At 72.6% G+C, this 16,079-nt stretch carries 16 protein-coding genes and 1 pseudogene; 7 read left to right on the forward strand and 10 right to left on the reverse strand.

Going from position 1 to position 16,079, the window contains the following annotated elements; all coding sequences use genetic code 11:
• On the reverse strand, positions 1-921 hold a 921-nt coding region (locus tag AB6N24_RS19900; RefSeq protein ID WP_412871112.1), incomplete at its 3' end, for a sigma-70 family RNA polymerase sigma factor.
• 280 nt (positions 922-1,201) lie between these two features.
• Here AB6N24_RS19900 and AB6N24_RS19905 point away from each other — a divergent pair.
• The gene (locus AB6N24_RS19905; protein WP_412871113.1) at positions 1,202-1,894 is read left to right on the forward strand and encodes a hypothetical protein; all 693 of its coding nucleotides are present in this window, start codon (positions 1,202-1,204) and stop codon (positions 1,892-1,894) included.
• A 283-nt stretch (positions 1,895-2,177) separates the two neighbouring features.
• On the opposite strand, the gene AB6N24_RS19910 is transcribed toward AB6N24_RS19905, so the two are convergent.
• A complete protein-coding gene (locus tag AB6N24_RS19910) occupies positions 2,178-2,480 on the reverse strand; it encodes a DUF1540 domain-containing protein (RefSeq protein WP_412871114.1) in 303 nt (100 codons plus the stop codon).
• A 250-nt stretch (positions 2,481-2,730) separates the two neighbouring features.
• On the opposite strand from AB6N24_RS19910, the gene AB6N24_RS19915 reads away from it, so the two are divergent.
• The 3 genes from AB6N24_RS19915 (at position 2,731) to AB6N24_RS19925 (ending at position 5,985) form a co-directional block, all read left to right on the forward strand.
• On the forward strand, positions 2,731-4,338 hold the full coding sequence (locus AB6N24_RS19915) for a hypothetical protein (RefSeq protein ID WP_412871115.1): 1,608 nt from the start codon (positions 2,731-2,733) through the stop codon (positions 4,336-4,338).
• Between the two features lie 250 nt (positions 4,339-4,588).
• The gene (locus AB6N24_RS19920; protein WP_412871116.1) at positions 4,589-5,158 is read left to right on the forward strand and encodes a CAP domain-containing protein; all 570 of its coding nucleotides are present in this window, start codon (positions 4,589-4,591) and stop codon (positions 5,156-5,158) included.
• Positions 5,159-5,262: 104 nt separating this feature from the next.
• Positions 5,263-5,985 carry a phosphotransferase gene (locus AB6N24_RS19925; protein WP_412871117.1) on the forward strand — a complete coding sequence of 241 codons (723 nt, stop codon included), beginning with the start codon at positions 5,263-5,265 and terminating at the stop codon, positions 5,983-5,985.
• Positions 5,986-6,071: 86 nt separating this feature from the next.
• Here AB6N24_RS19925 and AB6N24_RS19930 read toward each other — a convergent pair whose 3' ends face one another.
• The 4 genes and pseudogenes from AB6N24_RS19930 to AB6N24_RS19945 form a co-directional block, all read right to left on the reverse strand.
• On the reverse strand, positions 6,072-6,698 hold the full coding sequence (locus tag AB6N24_RS19930; RefSeq protein ID WP_412871124.1) for a DUF3592 domain-containing protein: 627 nt from the start codon (positions 6,696-6,698) through the stop codon (positions 6,072-6,074).
• Positions 6,699-6,833: 135 nt separating this feature from the next.
• Positions 6,834-6,998: pseudogene (locus AB6N24_RS19935) on the reverse strand (DUF2510 domain-containing protein); the annotation flags it as partial.
• 258 nt (positions 6,999-7,256) lie between these two features.
• Positions 7,257-7,643 (reverse strand): HNH endonuclease, encoded by a 387-nt coding sequence (locus AB6N24_RS19940; protein ID WP_412871118.1) that lies wholly within the window; start codon positions 7,641-7,643, stop codon positions 7,257-7,259.
• A gap of 68 nt (positions 7,644-7,711) precedes the next feature.
• Entirely contained in the window at positions 7,712-8,095 is a 384-nt protein-coding gene (locus AB6N24_RS19945) for a hypothetical protein (protein WP_412871119.1), read from the reverse strand.
• A gap of 79 nt (positions 8,096-8,174) precedes the next feature.
• On the opposite strand from AB6N24_RS19945, the gene AB6N24_RS19950 reads away from it, so the two are divergent.
• Positions 8,175-8,777: a hypothetical protein gene (locus AB6N24_RS19950; RefSeq protein ID WP_412871120.1), complete on the forward strand. Its 603-nt coding sequence runs from the start codon at positions 8,175-8,177 to the stop codon at positions 8,775-8,777.
• 104 nt (positions 8,778-8,881) lie between these two features.
• Here the strand turns inward: AB6N24_RS19950 and nrdF are convergent, their stop codons facing one another.
• From nrdF to nrdH, 4 genes are all read right to left on the reverse strand, one after another.
• Complete coding sequence (gene nrdF / locus AB6N24_RS19955) at positions 8,882-9,856, reverse strand: class 1b ribonucleoside-diphosphate reductase subunit beta (protein WP_258725674.1); 975 nt, start codon at positions 9,854-9,856, stop codon at positions 8,882-8,884.
• Between the two features lie 57 nt (positions 9,857-9,913).
• On the reverse strand, positions 9,914-12,019 hold the full coding sequence (gene nrdE / locus AB6N24_RS19960; protein ID WP_412871121.1) for a class 1b ribonucleoside-diphosphate reductase subunit alpha: 2,106 nt from the start codon (positions 12,017-12,019) through the stop codon (positions 9,914-9,916).
• A gap of 8 nt (positions 12,020-12,027) precedes the next feature.
• Positions 12,028-12,444, reverse strand: coding sequence for a class Ib ribonucleoside-diphosphate reductase assembly flavoprotein NrdI (gene nrdI / locus AB6N24_RS19965; protein WP_258725672.1), 417 nt, complete (start codon positions 12,442-12,444; stop codon positions 12,028-12,030).
• Positions 12,445-12,612: 168 nt separating this feature from the next.
• Positions 12,613-12,858, reverse strand: coding sequence for a glutaredoxin-like protein NrdH (gene nrdH, locus AB6N24_RS19970; protein ID WP_034634631.1), 246 nt, complete (start codon positions 12,856-12,858; stop codon positions 12,613-12,615).
• Positions 12,859-13,291: 433 nt separating this feature from the next.
• On the opposite strand from nrdH, the gene AB6N24_RS19975 reads away from it, so the two are divergent.
• Together AB6N24_RS19975 and AB6N24_RS19980 are read left to right on the forward strand one after the other, a co-directional pair.
• Positions 13,292-13,753: a hypothetical protein gene (locus AB6N24_RS19975; RefSeq protein ID WP_412871122.1), complete on the forward strand. Its 462-nt coding sequence runs from the start codon at positions 13,292-13,294 to the stop codon at positions 13,751-13,753.
• Positions 13,754-13,910: 157 nt separating this feature from the next.
• The coding region (locus tag AB6N24_RS19980; protein ID WP_412871123.1) for a cutinase family protein at positions 13,911-16,079 on the forward strand (2,169 nt) is incomplete at its 3' end.

Raw genomic sequence — 16,079 nt, forward strand, 5'->3', positions numbered from 1 at the left:
GGCCCCGGTCGAGGCACCCGCACCCGCACCGGCCCCGGCACCCGCACCCGCACCCGCGGTCCCCGCCGTCCCGGCCTCGCCCAGCGCCGCGAACCCCGAGGCGATGCCGCCGCCGACCGGCAGCCCGTGCGACAGCGCGCCCAGCCCGAGCACGCCGAGCACGAGCGGCGCGATGACGACGCGCATCCCGTGGTTGACGTCACCGAGCTCGAGCAGCAGCGCACGGCAGTCCCCGCACGTCTCGACGTGCGCGTCGACCTGCGCGGTCTCCCGCTTCGCGAGCCCGCCGCGCACGTACGAGCCGAGCTTGCCCGAGACGCCGCGGCAGCCCTCGGTGAGCGGCTCCTGGAGGTGCTCCTGCAGGTAGGCCTGGCGCAGGCCCTCACGGGCGCGGTACGCGAGGGCGGCGACGCCGTTCGCGCTGAGCCCGAGCAGCGGCGCGATCTGGGCCGGGCTCATCGCCTCGACCTCGGTGTACCAGAGCACGGCCTGCCAGCGCTCGGGGAGCGTGCGGTAGGCGCGCGAGACGACGCCGCGCTCGAAGCCCTCGAGCGCCGGGTCCTCGGTCGACGCCGCCGGGCCGACGGCGGCCTCGAACGTCGTGACGTCGTCGGTCGGCTCGACGCGGCGCCCGCCCTGGACGCGGAGCATGCCGAGGCGGCGGACGACCGTGAACAGGTACGCGCGGAACGCGACGTCCGGTCCGCCGCCCGTCTGGATGATCGAGTAGACCTTGGTGAACGCGTCGGCGACGACGTCCTCGGCGTCGGCGGCGGAGTTCGTGTACTGGCGTGCGACGGCCCACGCGGCTCCGGCGTGGCGCTCGTACAGGTGGCCGAAGGCGTCCGAGTCGCCGGTCCGGGCAGCAGTGATCAGCTCGGCGTCGCTGAGGACCGTGTCCTCGACCCCGGCGCTGCTCATCCGCACCGCTCCTCGCTCGTCGTCCTGCGCGCGGCCGCTCCCCCAGGGCCGCGCGTCAGTCCCAGGCGGGTCGCAGCGCTGCTGTCGTCGTCCTCCCGGGACGACAAGAGTCGCACATCCGCGCGTTCTCCAGGATCCGTCTCGAAAAACTTCGCCCGAACCCGCGTCATAGGAGCGGGGAAGCGCGCTCTCATCCGGTGTGACGACCACAGGACCGGACAGCAGCCAGGCAGTTCCGCCGGCTCTCCGCGAGCGTTGGCGGAGCCAGAGCGCCGAGTCGGTGTGGCTCCGGCCGGCCGACTGGTACCACCCCGCGGTCGACGCGGTCGTGGAGGCGGTGCTCGCCGGACGGGACCCGTCGGCGCCGGCGGAGCGGCTCGGCGAGGTGCGCGGCGGCGCGGGCGTCGGGATCTCCGAGGCGATCGAGGACCTCGCGTGCCTCTACCGCTCGACGGGTGCGATCGAGCCGCCCCTCGCGGTCGTGCGGGCGCTGTGCGAGGGCTGGTCCGCCGCGCAGGGCGGCGCGCTGCTCATGGGCTCGTGCCTCGACCCCGAGTCGGGCCTGCCGACCCGCGACTACCTCGTCACGCGCCTCGGCGAGACGTACGGCCAGGCCGAGCGGGACGACACGTTCGCCCAGCTCACGCACTGCCTCGTGCTCGTCGACGTGGCCGCCGCCGAGGTCTCGCCGTGGACGCGCATGGCGCGCTCGGCCGCCGTCGGCGCCGCGCTGCGCAACGCCTACGGTCCCGGCCACCCGATGGCGACGCTCGGCGGCGGGCTGTTCGCGGTGCTCGCCGAGCGGGACCCGGAGCTCGGCCCCGGCATCTCGGTCGCACGCCTCGAGATCACGCACCAGGCGGAGCTCCTCGAGGTCCGCGACCTCGTGCGGCAGCCGCCGCGCATCTGGACCGAGCAGCTCCCGCGCACGCACGAGCGCGCGGTGCAGCTCCTCGCCGAGATCGCCCGCTGACGCGGGACCCAGCTCCGCCGGGACTGCTGAACCCCCTCGCCGTCCCGGCGTGACCTCTTCTCCGGCTGTGGCGTCGGTTGGGCACGGGGGGCTCAGCCGACGTCACGGCCCGAGAACCGCCCGAGCGCACCGGCAGGACGCCGGAGGCGGGGCGAGCAGCAGGCCGCGACGGACGGCCCGGTGGACCTGACCCGGGACGACCGAGGCGGGGCCCGGCGGACGGGCAGACGTCGACCCCGCCGTCAGCGAGGCGACGACGGGGTCGGACGACGTGGGCGACCGGTCAGCGGTGCGTGTAGGTCAGGCAGTCGGCGAGGTCGCGGCCGGCGCCGACCCGGACCGCCGGTGCGCCGCACTCGAGGTGGTCGTTGTGCGCGCAGTCGTGGCGCTGGCACGCGCCGACGTGCGAGACGACCCGGTCGAGACCGCCGCGGATGTCGAGCGGGATGAAGGTGGCGCAGGCGGCGTCAACGCCGCTGCCGCCGATCGTGACCGCCTCGGCGTGGCAGCCGTGGTGGTGGTCGTTGTAGGAGCACTGGTCGACCGAACACTCGCTGACGGCGGGCATGTCCGTGAGGGCGCTCATCCTGACCTCCGAGAGGGTGTCGTACGGATCGTGCGGTCCCTCTCGACGGTAGACCCGGAGCCGCCCCCGCGCCCAGGGGTCGCCCTCTGCGGGTCTGCCTCGGGGTGCCGACGGGCGTGGGGCGCACCCCTCGGGCGCCCGTGGCGGCGTGTCGCGCCCGACGTGACTGACAGGGCCCTGACACACGACGCCGCCGCGCGGTACCGTCACCCGCCTGGGTGAGTCAGGCGTCCCGCGACCGAGGAGTCCGATGTCCGTCGTACGTCCGTCCCTGCCCCCGTCGACCGTCCGCCGTGAGCGGCTGCACACCCGGCTGATCGCCGGCCCTCTCGCCCTGGTCGTCGCGGGTCTCGGCCTGCTCAGCCCGACGGTCGCGCACGCGACCGCCACGTCGGCCGACGGCGAGAGTCCCGCTGCCGCTCTCGCCGCCGCGGCGCCCATCGCCACGACCCTCGGGATCCTCAAGATGGACCCCGTGCTCACCGTCGGCAGGCACACGTGGGTCCACGCGTACTTCCGGGCCGCCAGCGGGAGCGCCCCGTCGAGCGGCGAGGTCGAGATCGCCTTCGCCGACGACGTCGTCGACCGCTTCACGCTCAACGCGACCGGCTCGTTCTCGCGGCTCATCACGGTCCCGTCGGACATCGCGCCGGGTGAGCATGTCCTCACCGTCCGGTACCTCGGCACCGTGCGGCACGCGGCGTCGAGCACGGACATCCCCGTGACCGTGCAGGAGCGCGGCTTCGTGAGCCAGACGCCCACCCGCATCCTCGACAGCCGGGTCGCCGGCACGTTCTGCACCGACGTGCGCGCTGCCGGGAACCTGCCGGCCGAGGCCACGGGCCTGATGCTCAACGTCACCACGGCGATGCCGTCGGGCGGGGGCAACGTCGTCGTGTACCCCGACACCGATCCCGGCCGCACGCCGGTGCCCGCCGGCTCGACGGTCAACTTCGAGCCCGGCAGGGACGTGGCGAACTCCGCGTACGTCGAGCTGCCCGCGAACGGACGCCTCTGCTACACGACGGTCGGTGCGTCCTCGGTGCGCATCATCCTCGACGCCACCGGGTACACCACGAAGACCTCGGGCCTGATGGCCGTGCCGTCGACCCGCCTGCTCGACACCCGTCCCGGCGGGGTCGGGAACATGAAGGGCCTCTACGGGGGGCCGGACGTCGACGGGCCGCTGCCTCCGCGGGCGCCCCACGTGATCTGGGCCAGCACCCCCCGGGGCATGCCGAGCGAGGGCACCATGCTGGTGAACGCCACGGTCACCGGGGCCGGGGCCGACGGGCACCTGCGCGTCTTTCCCGAGAACGAGTGGTTGGACCTCACGACGTCGCTCGTCAACTACGCCCCGGGCGTCGACAAGGCCAACACGGGACTCGTCCGCTTCGGCGGAGGGAAGCTCGCCCTCTACTCCGACTCGACGGCCCCGGTGCACGTGATCGTGGACGCGCTCGCCTACGCGCTCCCCGGCAGCGCCTTCACCGCACAGAGGTCCTCGCGCGTGCTCGACACCCGGAACGCGGCGCTCTCGGACGGCCCTGTGGAGCCGCGCTCGGTGTACTCGCTCGACCTCACCGACAAGGTCCCGTCGATCGCGAAGTCGGTGGTGCTCAACGTGACGGCGGTCCGGCCGACGACCACCGGCCACCTGCGCGTGTTCCCCGACACGGCGGGTGACGGCACGACGACGCCCCCCGACGCCTCGACGATCAACTACATCCCGGGGCGGGACATCCCCAACCAGGTCGTGCTCGGGCTGCCCGAGAACAAGCAGGTGGCCTTCTACTCGGACACGGCCGGCGGGTCCGTCGACCTCGTCGTCGACGTCGTCGGCTACGTGCTCGACTGACGGCGACCCGCGCCCGCGCCTCGCTGCCGACCTCGGCGGCGAGGCGCGGGCGGCGCGGGTCGGCCGAGCCGGGCCTCGGGCTCGGTCCGCGGGTGGCAGGTGCACCGCACGGGTCGGACGGCGTGCGCTCGTGTCATGACTCCATGAACTTGCGTCACACTTGTCTGCGACTCCTGCGCCGGAACCACTTCTCCGGCGCGCTCGACGGCCGATGCTGTCGGAGGTACGCCACCCGACCCGAGAGGTTCTCGTGAACACTGACGTCCGGCCGGGCATCTCCCGTGCCCTCACCTCGTCCCGCCCGAGCCGCGCGTCGGTGCGCACCGCGCTCGCCGCCGTCGTCCTCGCCCTGCTCGGCACCGGCCTCGGCGTCGCGACCCCCGTTGCCGCGCACGCCGCCGCCCCGGCCGCGACCGCACCGGCGGTCGCCGTCCAGCCGGCACCGGGAAGCCCCGAGGCGTACCTGTTCACGCGCGTCAACCAGGTCCGCGCCCAGAACGGCCTCGCTCCGCTGCAGTACCGCGCCCGGCTGGCCGAGGTCGCGGAGACGTGGTCGCAGGAGATGGCGCGCACCAGGACCCTGGCCCACAACCCGCGCATCTCCTCGCTCATCGAGCCCGGCTGGACGGCGTGGGGCGAGAACGTCGGCTACGCGGGCGGGTACGCCGACAACGCCGAGCGGATCTTCACGGGCTGGATGAACTCGTCCGGCCACCGCGCGAACATCCTGAGCACGCGGTTCACGTCGATCGGCATCGGCGCCGCGACGGACTCGCGCGGCTACCTCTGGTCCACCCAGGACTTCGCGACCTACCGCTGACGAGGGCAGCCTGCGGCGCGCTCCGGGCAAGTGCGCACCGCAGGCACCTCATGCGATCGTCAAGGACAGGCGACAACGGCCGCGAACCGGTCTACCGTCGGTCTATGAATCCCGCGCATCTCGCACCGCACGACGACGCCCCCGGGCCGCTCCTGACCTCGGGTCGCGACGCCGACGTGTACGCGCTCGACGACGACCGCGTCCTGCGCCGCAACCGCCACGGCGAGAGCGTGCTGCGCGAGGCCGCGGTCGTCCGGCACGTGTGGGCGCACGGGTTCCCCGCCCCGCAGGTGTTCCGGGCCGAGGGCGCCGACCTCGAGATGGAGCGGCTGCACGGCCCGACGCTGCTCCAGGCGCTCGCCGCCGAGGAGGTACCGCTGCGCGAGGGCGCGGTCGTGCTCGCCGAGCTGCTCAACCGCCTGCACCGCCTGCCAGTGCCGCAGGACGACCTGCTCGCGGTCGGCGGGCCGGACGACGTCGTCGTGCACCTCGACCTGCACCCGGGGAACGTCGTCCTCACCGAGTCGCACGGGCCCGCGGTCGTCGACTGGTCGGCCGCACGGCTCGGCAGCGCCTCGCTCGACGTCGCGACGACCGCCTTGCTGCTCGCCGAGGTCGCGGCCGACGAGGGCGGGGACTACTCGAGCGCCGCGCAGGTCCTCCTCGTCGCGTTCCTCGCCGCCGTCGACCACGACCCGCTCCCCGCGCTCGACGACGCCGTGCGGCTGCGCACCGGGGACACCCACCACCTGGTCCCCGGGGAGCGCGAGCTCGTGCCGGCCGCTGCCGCGCTCGTGACGCGGTACGCGCACGGCTCGCAGCACTGAGCCCGGCCCCTCGGGCCGCTCCGCAGCGGCGCGAGCGGCGAGCGCAGGCCCCCGGGTTCGCAAGTCGGCGCGGGTCGTCCGTGGGCTCAGTCCGCCGCCGAGGACGCTCCCGCACGCCGCCGGCGCAGCCCGTCCGTCAGCAGCGCCACGCCGGCGCCGATGGAGGCGGCCCGTGCGACGAACGTCCCGATCCCCGTCAGGAGCATGACCGCCCCCGCGACCGGGAAGAGCCAGAGCAGGAGCGCGACTGTCGCCGGTGCCGGAAGTCGGCCCGTGGCGCCAGGGTCGGCGGGGTCGTAGACGACCGTGACCGTCGTGCCGATCGCCGGGCACGAGCCGCTGCTGCTGTTCGACACGGCGGTGTACACCTGCCCGTCCACGGTGAACTCTGCGGCCGGCGAGCACATCCGCCGGGAGCCGCTGGTGGACGAGTGGTTGGTGTGCCACTGCTGGTCGACGACCGTCCCCTGCGTCGTCACGTCGCCCGGCCCGGCGTCGTCCTGTCCGACGAGGTGGAGCGCACCGAGGCCGATCACGAGGAAGACGAGCCCCAGGACGGCCGTCTTCACCGCGCCACCGATGCCCTGACGACGCGAACCGACACCGAGGACGCCGTCCGCGAGCAGCGCACCACCGGCCATGGCTTCCGTCGTGCCGGGCGCCCGGGGGTCGCGCATCGCCCGGGCGATCCCCTCGAGGGGCCCCGCCAGCACCGCCGCGAGGGCAGCAGCTGCCGGCGGTGGCACCGGGAGCGCCTGGACCGGGGCGGGCGAGGCCGTCGACGTCACCGGGAAGCCGAGGACGTCCGCGGGCACCGTCGGCGGCGGCGGGACCGGAGCGCTGGGTGAAGGCAGAGGCGCGCGGTACCCGGTCCACGCGGAGCCGTCCCAGAACCGGACCCACCCGGGCTCCCCCGGCGCGGCGTACCACCCCGGTGCGGGACCGCCCCTCAGCGCTGCGTGCTGCGACCCGTCCCCTGGGCGCGGCGACTCAGGAGACTGCTGACCGTTCATGCTCCGGACCGTAGCGGGATCGGTGGCGTGAGCGAACGGACGGTCCCGCAGCACCGCAAGAACTCACCCGTCCAGCCGTCGGATCCGGGCCCCGTGCGACGACGAGGCGGTATCGACCCGCTCGTGACGGTGGCGCACCGGCGGTCCGGCCTCCACCGTCACCGGGGCGGAACCAGCCCGGCAGCGCGCTCCCACGTCGTCGCCCCCGCTGTCCGGGCTGAGCGCGGGCGCCGCCGCGTGCCCCGCAGGGCGGTCCTCCTAGACGGACGGCGGAGCCAGCGGCACGACGTCCGGTGCTGCACCGGTGCGGGCGGCCGCGCGGATCTCGGCGTGCCGGAGCAGGAACTGGCGCTCGTCGAGCCGCTTGCGCCGCAGCCACGCCGTGACCTCGGTGTTGCACTTGCTCGCGTTGCACGAGCGGCACGCCGGAACCACGTTGTCCCAGGTGTACCTGCCGCCGCGCGAGATGGGGAGCACGCAGTCGCGCTGGAGGGAGTCCGCGCCGGCGGCCGCACCGCAGTAGGCGCAGCCGCCCCACGCCGCCTGGAGCGCCGCCCACTGGGCGGCGTCGAGGTCGTGTTCGACGGCGCCCATCCGGCGCCGCCGCCGGTTCGCGGCCCGCGCGCGACGGGTGGTGCCTGCCATCGGGCGAGCATACGGAGAGCGACCGGGCGCCGGGCCGCGACCTGCCGACGCGACGCTTCCGCACCTCGTCAGACGCCCGTGGGGTAGACCTCGGCGCCGCGCAACCGGAGCGCGACGTGCGTCCCCTCCGCGCCCGCCGGCGGCTCGCCGACCGTCTCGACGAGGACGATCGCGTCGGCCACACGCAGCACGACAAGGCCGTCGCGCACCTGCTCGACGACGCCGGACAGGAGCAGCTCGCCGTCCGCCACGGCCGGCGCCTCGACCCCCGATGGAGCTACCACGACCGCGTCCCAGTCCACCGGCCCCGGCACCTCGAGCTCCACGTCGAGCGGGAACCCGACGGCCGGGTCGCCGGTCCCTCGCCAGAGCACGCTCCCGGCGACTCCTGGGGCGCGCACGGTGAGCGCCGCCTCACCCCCGGCACGGCGTCGGTGCAGCACCACCAGCATCGTCGGACCTCCTCGATCGGTCGGGCGTCGTCCGGGCGGTCCGCACCCTGCGCGCGGACCGGCACGTGATACTCCTCCCGTGACCGCCTACGACGAGACTCTCCTGTACCAGCGCGTGTCCGCGCTGCCGCCGCTCGGTCAGGCCGCGTTCGCCGCCGCGTGCAGCCAGCGTCTCGGCTCGATGTGCGCGGTGCTCGGCGAGGCGTGGGGACTCCCCGTGCCGGACGTGTTCGGGACGACGCAGGCAGCCGTGTGGGCGATCTGCGCCGGGGAACGGGGGACGAGCGACGCCGACGATCTCGACGCCGCCGTGTCCGCCGACGTCCCGCACGACGACGACGAGGACTGGGACCGCTTCTCCGGCTACCTCCAGAGCGCGGGGATCGCGCTGATCCACGCGATCCTCGCGGCACGGTCACCGGACCCGCGACGGGACGTGTTCGGGGCGCGCCAGCTCGACGAGGTCGCGGACTTCACGGCGAGCGACCTGCGCGACGCCGGGGACGACGCCGCCGCGGACGCCGTGCTGCAGGCGGTGCACGAGGGGCTCGACGAGGAGCTCGCGTCGCTCGAGGCCGGGAGCGGGTCCGCCGCCACGATCGAGCACGTCCGCCGGCACGCCGAGCTCGAGGGGCGACGGCTCGGCGCGCTGCTGACCGCCTCGCTGCCGGCCGAGGACTGACAGCCCCGGGACCCGCGCCGCGGCCCGCGTGCGCCGGGCGGACGCGCCGGCGGCCGCCGCCTCCGGGGAGACGACGGCCGCGCGGTGGTGCCGGGGTCAGGACCTCAGAAGTCCCAGTCCTCGTCCTCGGTGTTGACGGCCTTGCCGATGACGTACGACGAGCCGGACCCCGAGAAGAAGTCGTGGTTCTCGTCCGCGTTCGGCGACAGCGCCGAGAGGATCGCCGGGTTGACGTCCGTCTCGTCGCGCGGGAACAGCGCCTCGTAGCCGAGGTTCATGAGCGCCTTGTTGGCGTTGTAGCGCAGGAACTTCTTGACGTCCTCGGTCAGGCCGACGCCGTCGTAGAGGTCCTGCGTGTACTCCACCTCGTTGTCGTACAGCTCGAAGAGCAGCTCGAACGTGTAGTCCTTGAGCTCCGCGCGCTCGGCCTCCGAGAGCTTCTCGAGGCCCTTCTGGTACTTGTAGCCGATGTAGTACCCGTGCACGGCCTCGTCACGGATGATCAGGCGGATCAGGTCGGCCGTGTTCGTGAGCTTCGCGCGGCTCGACCAGTACATGGGCAGGTAGAAGCCCGAGTAGAACAGGAACGACTCGAGCAGCGTGCTCGCGACCTTGCGCTTGAGCGGGGAGTCGCCGCGGTAGTAGTCCATGACGATCTCGGCCTTGCGCTGGAGGTTGGAGTTCTCCTCCGACCAGCGGAACGCGTCGTCGATCTCCCGCGTCGAGCACAGCGTCGAGAAGATCGACGAGTACGACTTGGCGTGCACCGACTCCATGAACGCGATGTTCGTGTAGACGGCCTCCTCGTGCGGCGTGATCGCGTCGGGGATCAGGCTCACCGCGCCGACCGTGCCCTGGATCGTGTCCAGGAGCGTCAGGCCGGTGAAGACCCGCATCGTGAGCTCCTGCTCCTGCGGGGTCAGGGTCGCCCACGACTGGATGTCGTTGGAGACCGGGACCTTCTCGGGGAGCCAGAAGTTCCCGACGAGGCGGTCCCACACCTCGGCGTCCTTGTCGTCGTCCAGGCGGTTCCAGTTGATCGCCGAGACGCGGCTGACCAGCTTCAGCTTCTCACTCATGTGACTGCACTTCTCTCAGGGGTTCGCGGGGGCGCAGGGTCGCGGGCGGGCGTCGGCTCAGAGCATGCAGCTGACGCAGCCCTCGACCTCGGTCCCCTCGAGGGCCATCTGGCGCAGGCGGATGTAGTAGAGCGTCTTGATGCCCTTGCGCCACGCGTAGATCTGCGCGCGGTTGATGTCACGCGTCGTCGCGGTGTCCTTGAAGAACAGCGTGAGCGACAGGCCCTGGTCGACGTGCTGCGTCGCCTCGGCGTACGTGTCGATGATCTTCTCGTAGCCGATCTCGTACGCGTCGTCGTAGTACTCGAGGTTGTCGTTCGTCAGGAAGGGCGCCGGGTAGTAGACGCGCCCGATCTTGCCCTCCTTGCGGATCTCGATCTTCGAGGCGACCGGGTGGATCGACGACGTCGAGTGGTTGATGTAGGAGATCGAGCCCGTCGGCGGGACGGCCTGGAGGTTCTGGTTGTACAGGCCGTGCTCCTGCACGGAGGCGGCCAGCTCGCGCCAGTCCTCCTGCGTCGGGATGTGCACGCCGGCCGTCGCGAAGAGCTCACGCACCCGCGCCGTCCTGGGCTCCCACGCACGCTCGACGTACTTCTGGAAGTACTCGCCGGTCGCGTACTTGGAGTCCTCGAACCCGTCGAACTTCTGGCTGCGCTCGATCGCGAGGCGGTTCGACGCCCGGATCGCGTGGTACGCGACCGTGTAGAAGTAGATGTTCGTGAAGTCCAGGCCCTCCTCGGACCCGTAGTGCACCCGCTCGCGCGCCAGGTACCCGTGCAGGTTCATCTGCCCGAGGCCGATCGCGTGGCCGCCGGCGTTGGCGCGGCGGATCGACGGGACCGAGTCGATCGTCGTCTGGTCCGAGACCGCGGTGAGCGCGCGGATCGCCGTCTCGACGGTCTTGCCGAAGTCCGGCGAGTCCATCGCGAGCGCGATGTTCATCGAGCCGAGGTTGCACGAGATGTCGCGGCCGACGTGCTCGTACGACAGGTCGTCGTTGTACGTCGACGGCGTCGAGACTTGGAGGATCTCCGAGCACAGGTTCGAGTGCGTGATCTTGCCCTTGATGGGGTTCGCGCGGTTGACCGTGTCCTCGAACATCACGTACGGGTAGCCGGACTCGAACTGCAGCTCGGCGAGCGTCTGGAAGAACTCGCGCGCGTTGATCTTCGTCTTGCGGATGCGCGCGTCGTCGACCATCTCGTAGTACTTCTCGGTGACCGAGATGTCCGCGAACGGCTTGCCGTAGACGCGCTCGACGTCGTACGGCGAGAACAGGTACATGTCCTCGTTCTTCTTCGCGAGCTCGAACGTGATGTCCGGGATCACGACGCCGAGCGAGAGCGTCTTGATGCGGATCTTCTCGTCGGCGTTCTCACGCTTGGTGTCGAGGAACCGGTAGATGTCCGGGTGGTGCGCGTGCAGGTACACCGCTCCGGCGCCCTGGCGCGCGCCGAGCTGGTTGGCGTAGGAGAAGGAGTCCTCGAGGAGCTTCATCACGGGGATGACGCCCGAGGACTGGTTCTCGATGTGCTTGATCGGGGCGCCGTGCTCGCGGATGTTGCTGAGCAGGAGGGCCACGCCGCCGCCGCGCTTGGAGAGCTGCAGCGCGGAGTTGATGCCGCGCGCGATGGACTCCATGTTGTCCTCGATGCGCAGCAGGAAGCACGAGACGGCCTCGCCGCGCTGCGCCTTGCCCGAGTTGAGGAACGTCGGGGTCGCGGGCTGGAACCGGCCGGCGATGATCTCGTCGACCATCGACAGCGCGAAGTCCTCGTTGCCGTCGGCGAGCGTGAGGGCCACCATGCACACGCGGTCCTCGAAGCGCTCGAGGTACCGCTTCCCGTCGAACGTCTTGAGCGTGTACGACGTGTAGTACTTGAACGCGCCGAGGAACGTCTGGAAGCGGAACTTCTTGGAGTACGCGTACTCGAAGAGCGTCTTGACGAACGCGGGGTCGTACTTCGCGAGGACCTCGGGCTCGTAGTACTTGTTCTCGACGAGGTAGTCGAGCTTCTCCTTGAGGTCGTGGAAGAAGACCGTGTTCTGGTTGACGTGCTGGAGGAAGTACTGGCGTGCCGCCTCGCGGTCCTTGTCGAACTGGATCTTGCCGTCCGGACCGTACAGGTTGAGCATCGCGTTGAGGGAGTGGTAATCCATCTCCGTCGCTACGCCGGTATCCGTGACTGTCGCTGCCAAAATGTCCTCAATCCCTCGCGGACGCGGGTGACGTCCTCGTTCGTTCCCAGGAGCTCGAAGCCGTACAGGTACGGCACGTCGCACTTCGCGGCGATGATGTCGCCGGCGATGCAGTACGCCTCGCCGAAGTTGGTGTTCCCCGCGGCGATGACCCCGCGCAGGAGCGCGCGGTTGCTCTCGTCGTTGAGGAACCGGACGACCTGCCGTGGCACCGCGCCGCCCTCGTTGCCGCCCCCGTACGTGGGGACGACGAGGACGTAGGGCTCGTCGACGTGGAGGAACGGCTCCTTGGGCGTCAGCGGGATGCGCTGCGCGGGGAGGCCGAGCTTCTCGACGAAGCGGTGCGTGTTCTCCGAGGCGCTGGAGAAGTAGACCAGCGAGCTCATGCTGTGCTCCCTCGTCGGCGGACCTCGGTGGACCCGGGGCTGGTCCTGGCGCGTTCCTGCGGCGGTGCTCACGCCCGGCTGGTCGGCCGGGCGCGGGCACCGCGAGTGGTTCGACGCCGCGTGGTGCGTGCTGAGCGGCGGTGCAGCGGCCTCGTGGGCCGCCGGCGCTCAGGCGACCGCGTCGGCCATGCGCTCGGCGAGCGCCTTGATCTGGTCCGGGCGGTAGCCCGACCAGTGCTGCCCGCCGGCGACGACGACGGGCGCCTGCAGGTGCCCGAGCGACATGACGTAGTCACGCGCGTCGGCGTCCTGGCTGATGTCGACGACCTCGTACTCGAAGCCCAGCTTGTCGAGCGCGCGGTACGTCGCGTTGCACTGCACGCAGGACGGCTTCGTGTAGACGGTGATCGACATTCTGGCTCCCGTGACGCTTGCTGTGGGTCTCGCTGCCGCAGCCCTCACTGCGGTGACTCGACACTACACCTAGTGGTCCGGCTTGGCAGTGACCACAACCACTTGTGCTTACATCCGTGTCGTTTCTCACCCGCTGTGGACAAGTCCACGCTACGCCGGGGGTCTGACACGGCCCCGACCTGCGGGTTCGCGGCCCTCCACAGCAGCCCCACAGTGCTCTCCACAGGCGCCTCCACAGGGGGACGTCCGATTCGTCCCGCGTGCCGTCGGGCGACACACCGCGTGAACGGGCGGCGACCTCGGCGTGTCGTGCGGGCGACGCGCGAGGGCGGGCCGTCCACGTCACCCGAACGGGCGCACACGTGCCGTCTGCTACGTTCGCCGCCCTTCCGACGCGCCGCTCCGCGCGTCCTCGGCACCCCAGGAGTCCCACGTGCAGGCACGCACCGTCACGCTCGTCGCGGCCGCCACGGCGGTCCTGCTCGCGGCCGGTGCGTGGTACGCGGTCACGCTCCCCCTCACCCCGAACGACGCGGTCCGCATCGGCGACCAGCTCGACGCGCCGGCAGGCTGGGCGCAGCAGGCGGACCACGTCGTGGGGCCCTCGCTCCTGTGCTGGGGCGGCGACGGGTGCCCCTCGCTCGCGCGGGAGTGGACGTCGCCGCGCCCCGTCACCGATGCCGAGCTGCAGCGGGTGCTCGCCGCCGCGGGCTGGTCCCTGCGGTTCGACCGCTCCTGCGAGACGGTCGACCTCGACCCCGACCGCCTCGCCCGCACCGCCGACACCGCGCTGTGCACCGCCGACGGCGAGGTGGACGGCCACCCGGTACGCGTGCGCCTCGGCACGAGGGACGCGCAGCGCAGCCCGACCACCGTCACCCTCTGGGTGAACTGAGCCCAGCAGCGCGCGCAGCCGGGCTAACACGCGGGTGAAGTGGCCGGCCCGAGGCCCGGCACTCGGGTGAAGCGGCGGAAAACCGGCAAACCGGCATGGTTCGGTGACGCCGTCACGCCGGTTCCCGGCACCCCCTGCACACCCCCGCGGAGACGTCTTGCGCACCCGTCGTCAGCTCCACCCGCTCGCGGCGGCCGCCACCGCGGCGACCGTCCTGGCTCTCGCCACCGTGGTCCCCGGCGCCACCGCGGCGACCGCCGTCTCGTGCCCGGACGTCCAGGCGGTCTGGGCCCGGGGCTCCGGCCAGTCGCTCGGCGGGGCCGAGTACGTCCGGTTCCAGGACCAGCTCGACGCGCGCGTCGACGACTCGGTCGACCTCGACCTCTACGAGCTCGGCAGCGCCACGATCGACGGCTCGTCGTACCCCGCGGTGCCCGTCGCGCCGGACGCCGGCTGGGACTCGATCACCAACGCGATCGGCGCGAAGTTCGGCTCCGGACGCTCGTTCGAGTACGGCGACAGCGTCGAGGAGGGCGTCGCGGAGCTCACGGCGTTCCTCGCGGAGCGCGACGGCTGCACCGGCACGCAGCTCGTGCTCGCGGGCTACTCGCAGGGCGCGCAGGTCGTCGGGCAGGCCTACGCCGCGCTGCCCGACGCCACGAAGGACCGCGTCGTGTTCAACGCGTTGTTCGGCGACCCCAAGCTGTACCTGCCGGAGGGCGAGGGCCCCTGGGCGCCGGCGTGCAAGGGCAAGGAGCTCTCGGCCTGGCGCCGCACGGTGCCCGACTGCAACACCGACAACGGCTCGCTCGGCGCACGCAAGCCGTACCTGCCGAGCGGGTACGACGACCGCACGGGCCTGTGGTGCGCCGACGACGACTTCGTGTGCGGCTCCGACAAGCGCGCCTGGGTCGCGTCCGGGCACGGCACCTACCCCGCCGCGGGCGGCGCGATCGACGCGGCCGCCCAGGAGATCGCGGGGCTGCTCGCCGAGGCGATGCCGGCCCGCGCCGACGCCTTCGACGTCACGCTGTACCCGATCCGCTCCGGCTCGACCGGGCTGGACGTGCTCTTCGTGATCGACTCGACCGGCTCCATGTCGGGCCGGATCGAGGCCGCGAAGCAGTTCGCCGCGACGATGGCAGAGACGGTCGCGGCGTCCCGCGGGCGCGTCGCGCTCGTCGAGTACCGCGACGCCGGCGACGACTTCGTCGCCGTGACCCGCAGCGGGCTGACCACCGACGTCGCCGCGTTCCGGGCTGCGCTCGACCCGATCTCGGCGGACGGCGGCGGCGACACCCCGGAGGCCCTCCTCACGGCCCTGATGACCGGGTTCGACGAGCTCGAGTGGCGTCCCGGCGCCACCAAGGCCGCCGTCGTGCTCACCGACGCCGAGTACCACGACCCGGACGTGGCCACGGGCGTCACGCTCGCCGAGGTGGCCGCGCGCTCGCTCGAGATCGACCCCGTGAACGTGTACCCGGTCGTGCCGGCCTGGCTCGCCCCGAACGGCTACACCGCGCTCGCCGACCAGACGTCGGGGCAGGTCATCGTGGACGACGGCGACACCGTCGGCGCCCTCGCCGACGCGCTGACCCGCGTCACGGAGCGCCCGGTCGCCACGCTCGCGAACACGTCCTACCTCGCGCGCCCCGGCGAGGAGGTCCGCTTCGACGCGTCCGGCTCCTACGCCATCGACTCGACGATCACCCGGTACGACTGGGACGTCGACGGCGACGGCGTGTTCGAGCAGACCACGACGGAGCCCGTCGCGACGCACACCTACCCCGCCGAGCTCACCGGCCAGATGCAGGTCCGCGTGACCGACGCGAACGGGCTCATCGGGTCGATGTCCGTCCCCGTCACGATCACCCTCACGCCGCCGGACGACGGGCTGCCCGCCGCACCGACGTCGGTCACCGCGACACCGACCACGCCGGTCGACGGGCTGTCCGAGGTCACGGTCGCGTGGGACGGCGACCCGGCCGGCGTCGCGGAGTGGGGCGTCACGGTCGACGGCGTCCCGGTCGCCCGCGTCCCCGTGACCGAGCGCTCGGTCGTGCTCACCGACGTGCGCCGCGGCGAGGCCGTCGAGATCGGCGTGCTGGGCCTCACCGCCGACACCGCGGTCGGTGACGCGCGGACCGTCGTCGTCCCGGCCGCAGCCGCCGAGCCCGCACCCGCAGGACCGGGGACGACCCCCGGAGGCCCCGGGACGCCTGCGCCCGGAGGACCGGCGGGTCAGGCCCCGGCGCCCGGGTCGGCCTCGCCGGTGACGACACCCGTCGACGCCGCCGCTGCCGCCACGCCGACCTCCGCCGGGACG

Source organism: Cellulomonas jepli, from assembly GCF_047229345.1.
In the GTDB taxonomy this organism is placed as follows: Bacteria; Actinomycetota; Actinomycetes; order Actinomycetales; family Cellulomonadaceae; genus Cellulomonas_A.

Excerpts from the sequence above, each read along its gene's own strand:
- AB6N24_RS19910 (WP_412871114.1), bottom strand. The coding sequence starts at position 2,480 with ATGAGCGCCCTCACGGACATGCCCGCCGTCAGCGAGTGTTCGGTCGAC.
- AB6N24_RS19915 (WP_412871115.1), top strand. The coding sequence starts at position 2,731 with ATGTCCGTCGTACGTCCGTCCCTGCCCCCGTCGACCGTCCGCCGTGAG.
- AB6N24_RS19925 (WP_412871117.1), top strand. The coding sequence starts at position 5,263 with ATGAATCCCGCGCATCTCGCACCGCACGACGACGCCCCCGGGCCGCTC.
- AB6N24_RS19940 (WP_412871118.1), bottom strand. The coding sequence starts at position 7,643 with ATGGCAGGCACCACCCGTCGCGCGCGGGCCGCGAACCGGCGGCGGCGC.
- AB6N24_RS19945 (WP_412871119.1), bottom strand. The coding sequence starts at position 8,095 with ATGCTGGTGGTGCTGCACCGACGCCGTGCCGGGGGTGAGGCGGCGCTC.
- nrdF (WP_258725674.1), bottom strand. The coding sequence starts at position 9,856 with ATGAGTGAGAAGCTGAAGCTGGTCAGCCGCGTCTCGGCGATCAACTGG.
- nrdE (WP_412871121.1), bottom strand. The coding sequence starts at position 12,019 with ATGGATTACCACTCCCTCAACGCGATGCTCAACCTGTACGGTCCGGAC.
- nrdI (WP_258725672.1), bottom strand. The coding sequence starts at position 12,444 with ATGAGCTCGCTGGTCTACTTCTCCAGCGCCTCGGAGAACACGCACCGC.
- nrdH (WP_034634631.1), bottom strand. The coding sequence starts at position 12,858 with ATGTCGATCACCGTCTACACGAAGCCGTCCTGCGTGCAGTGCAACGCG.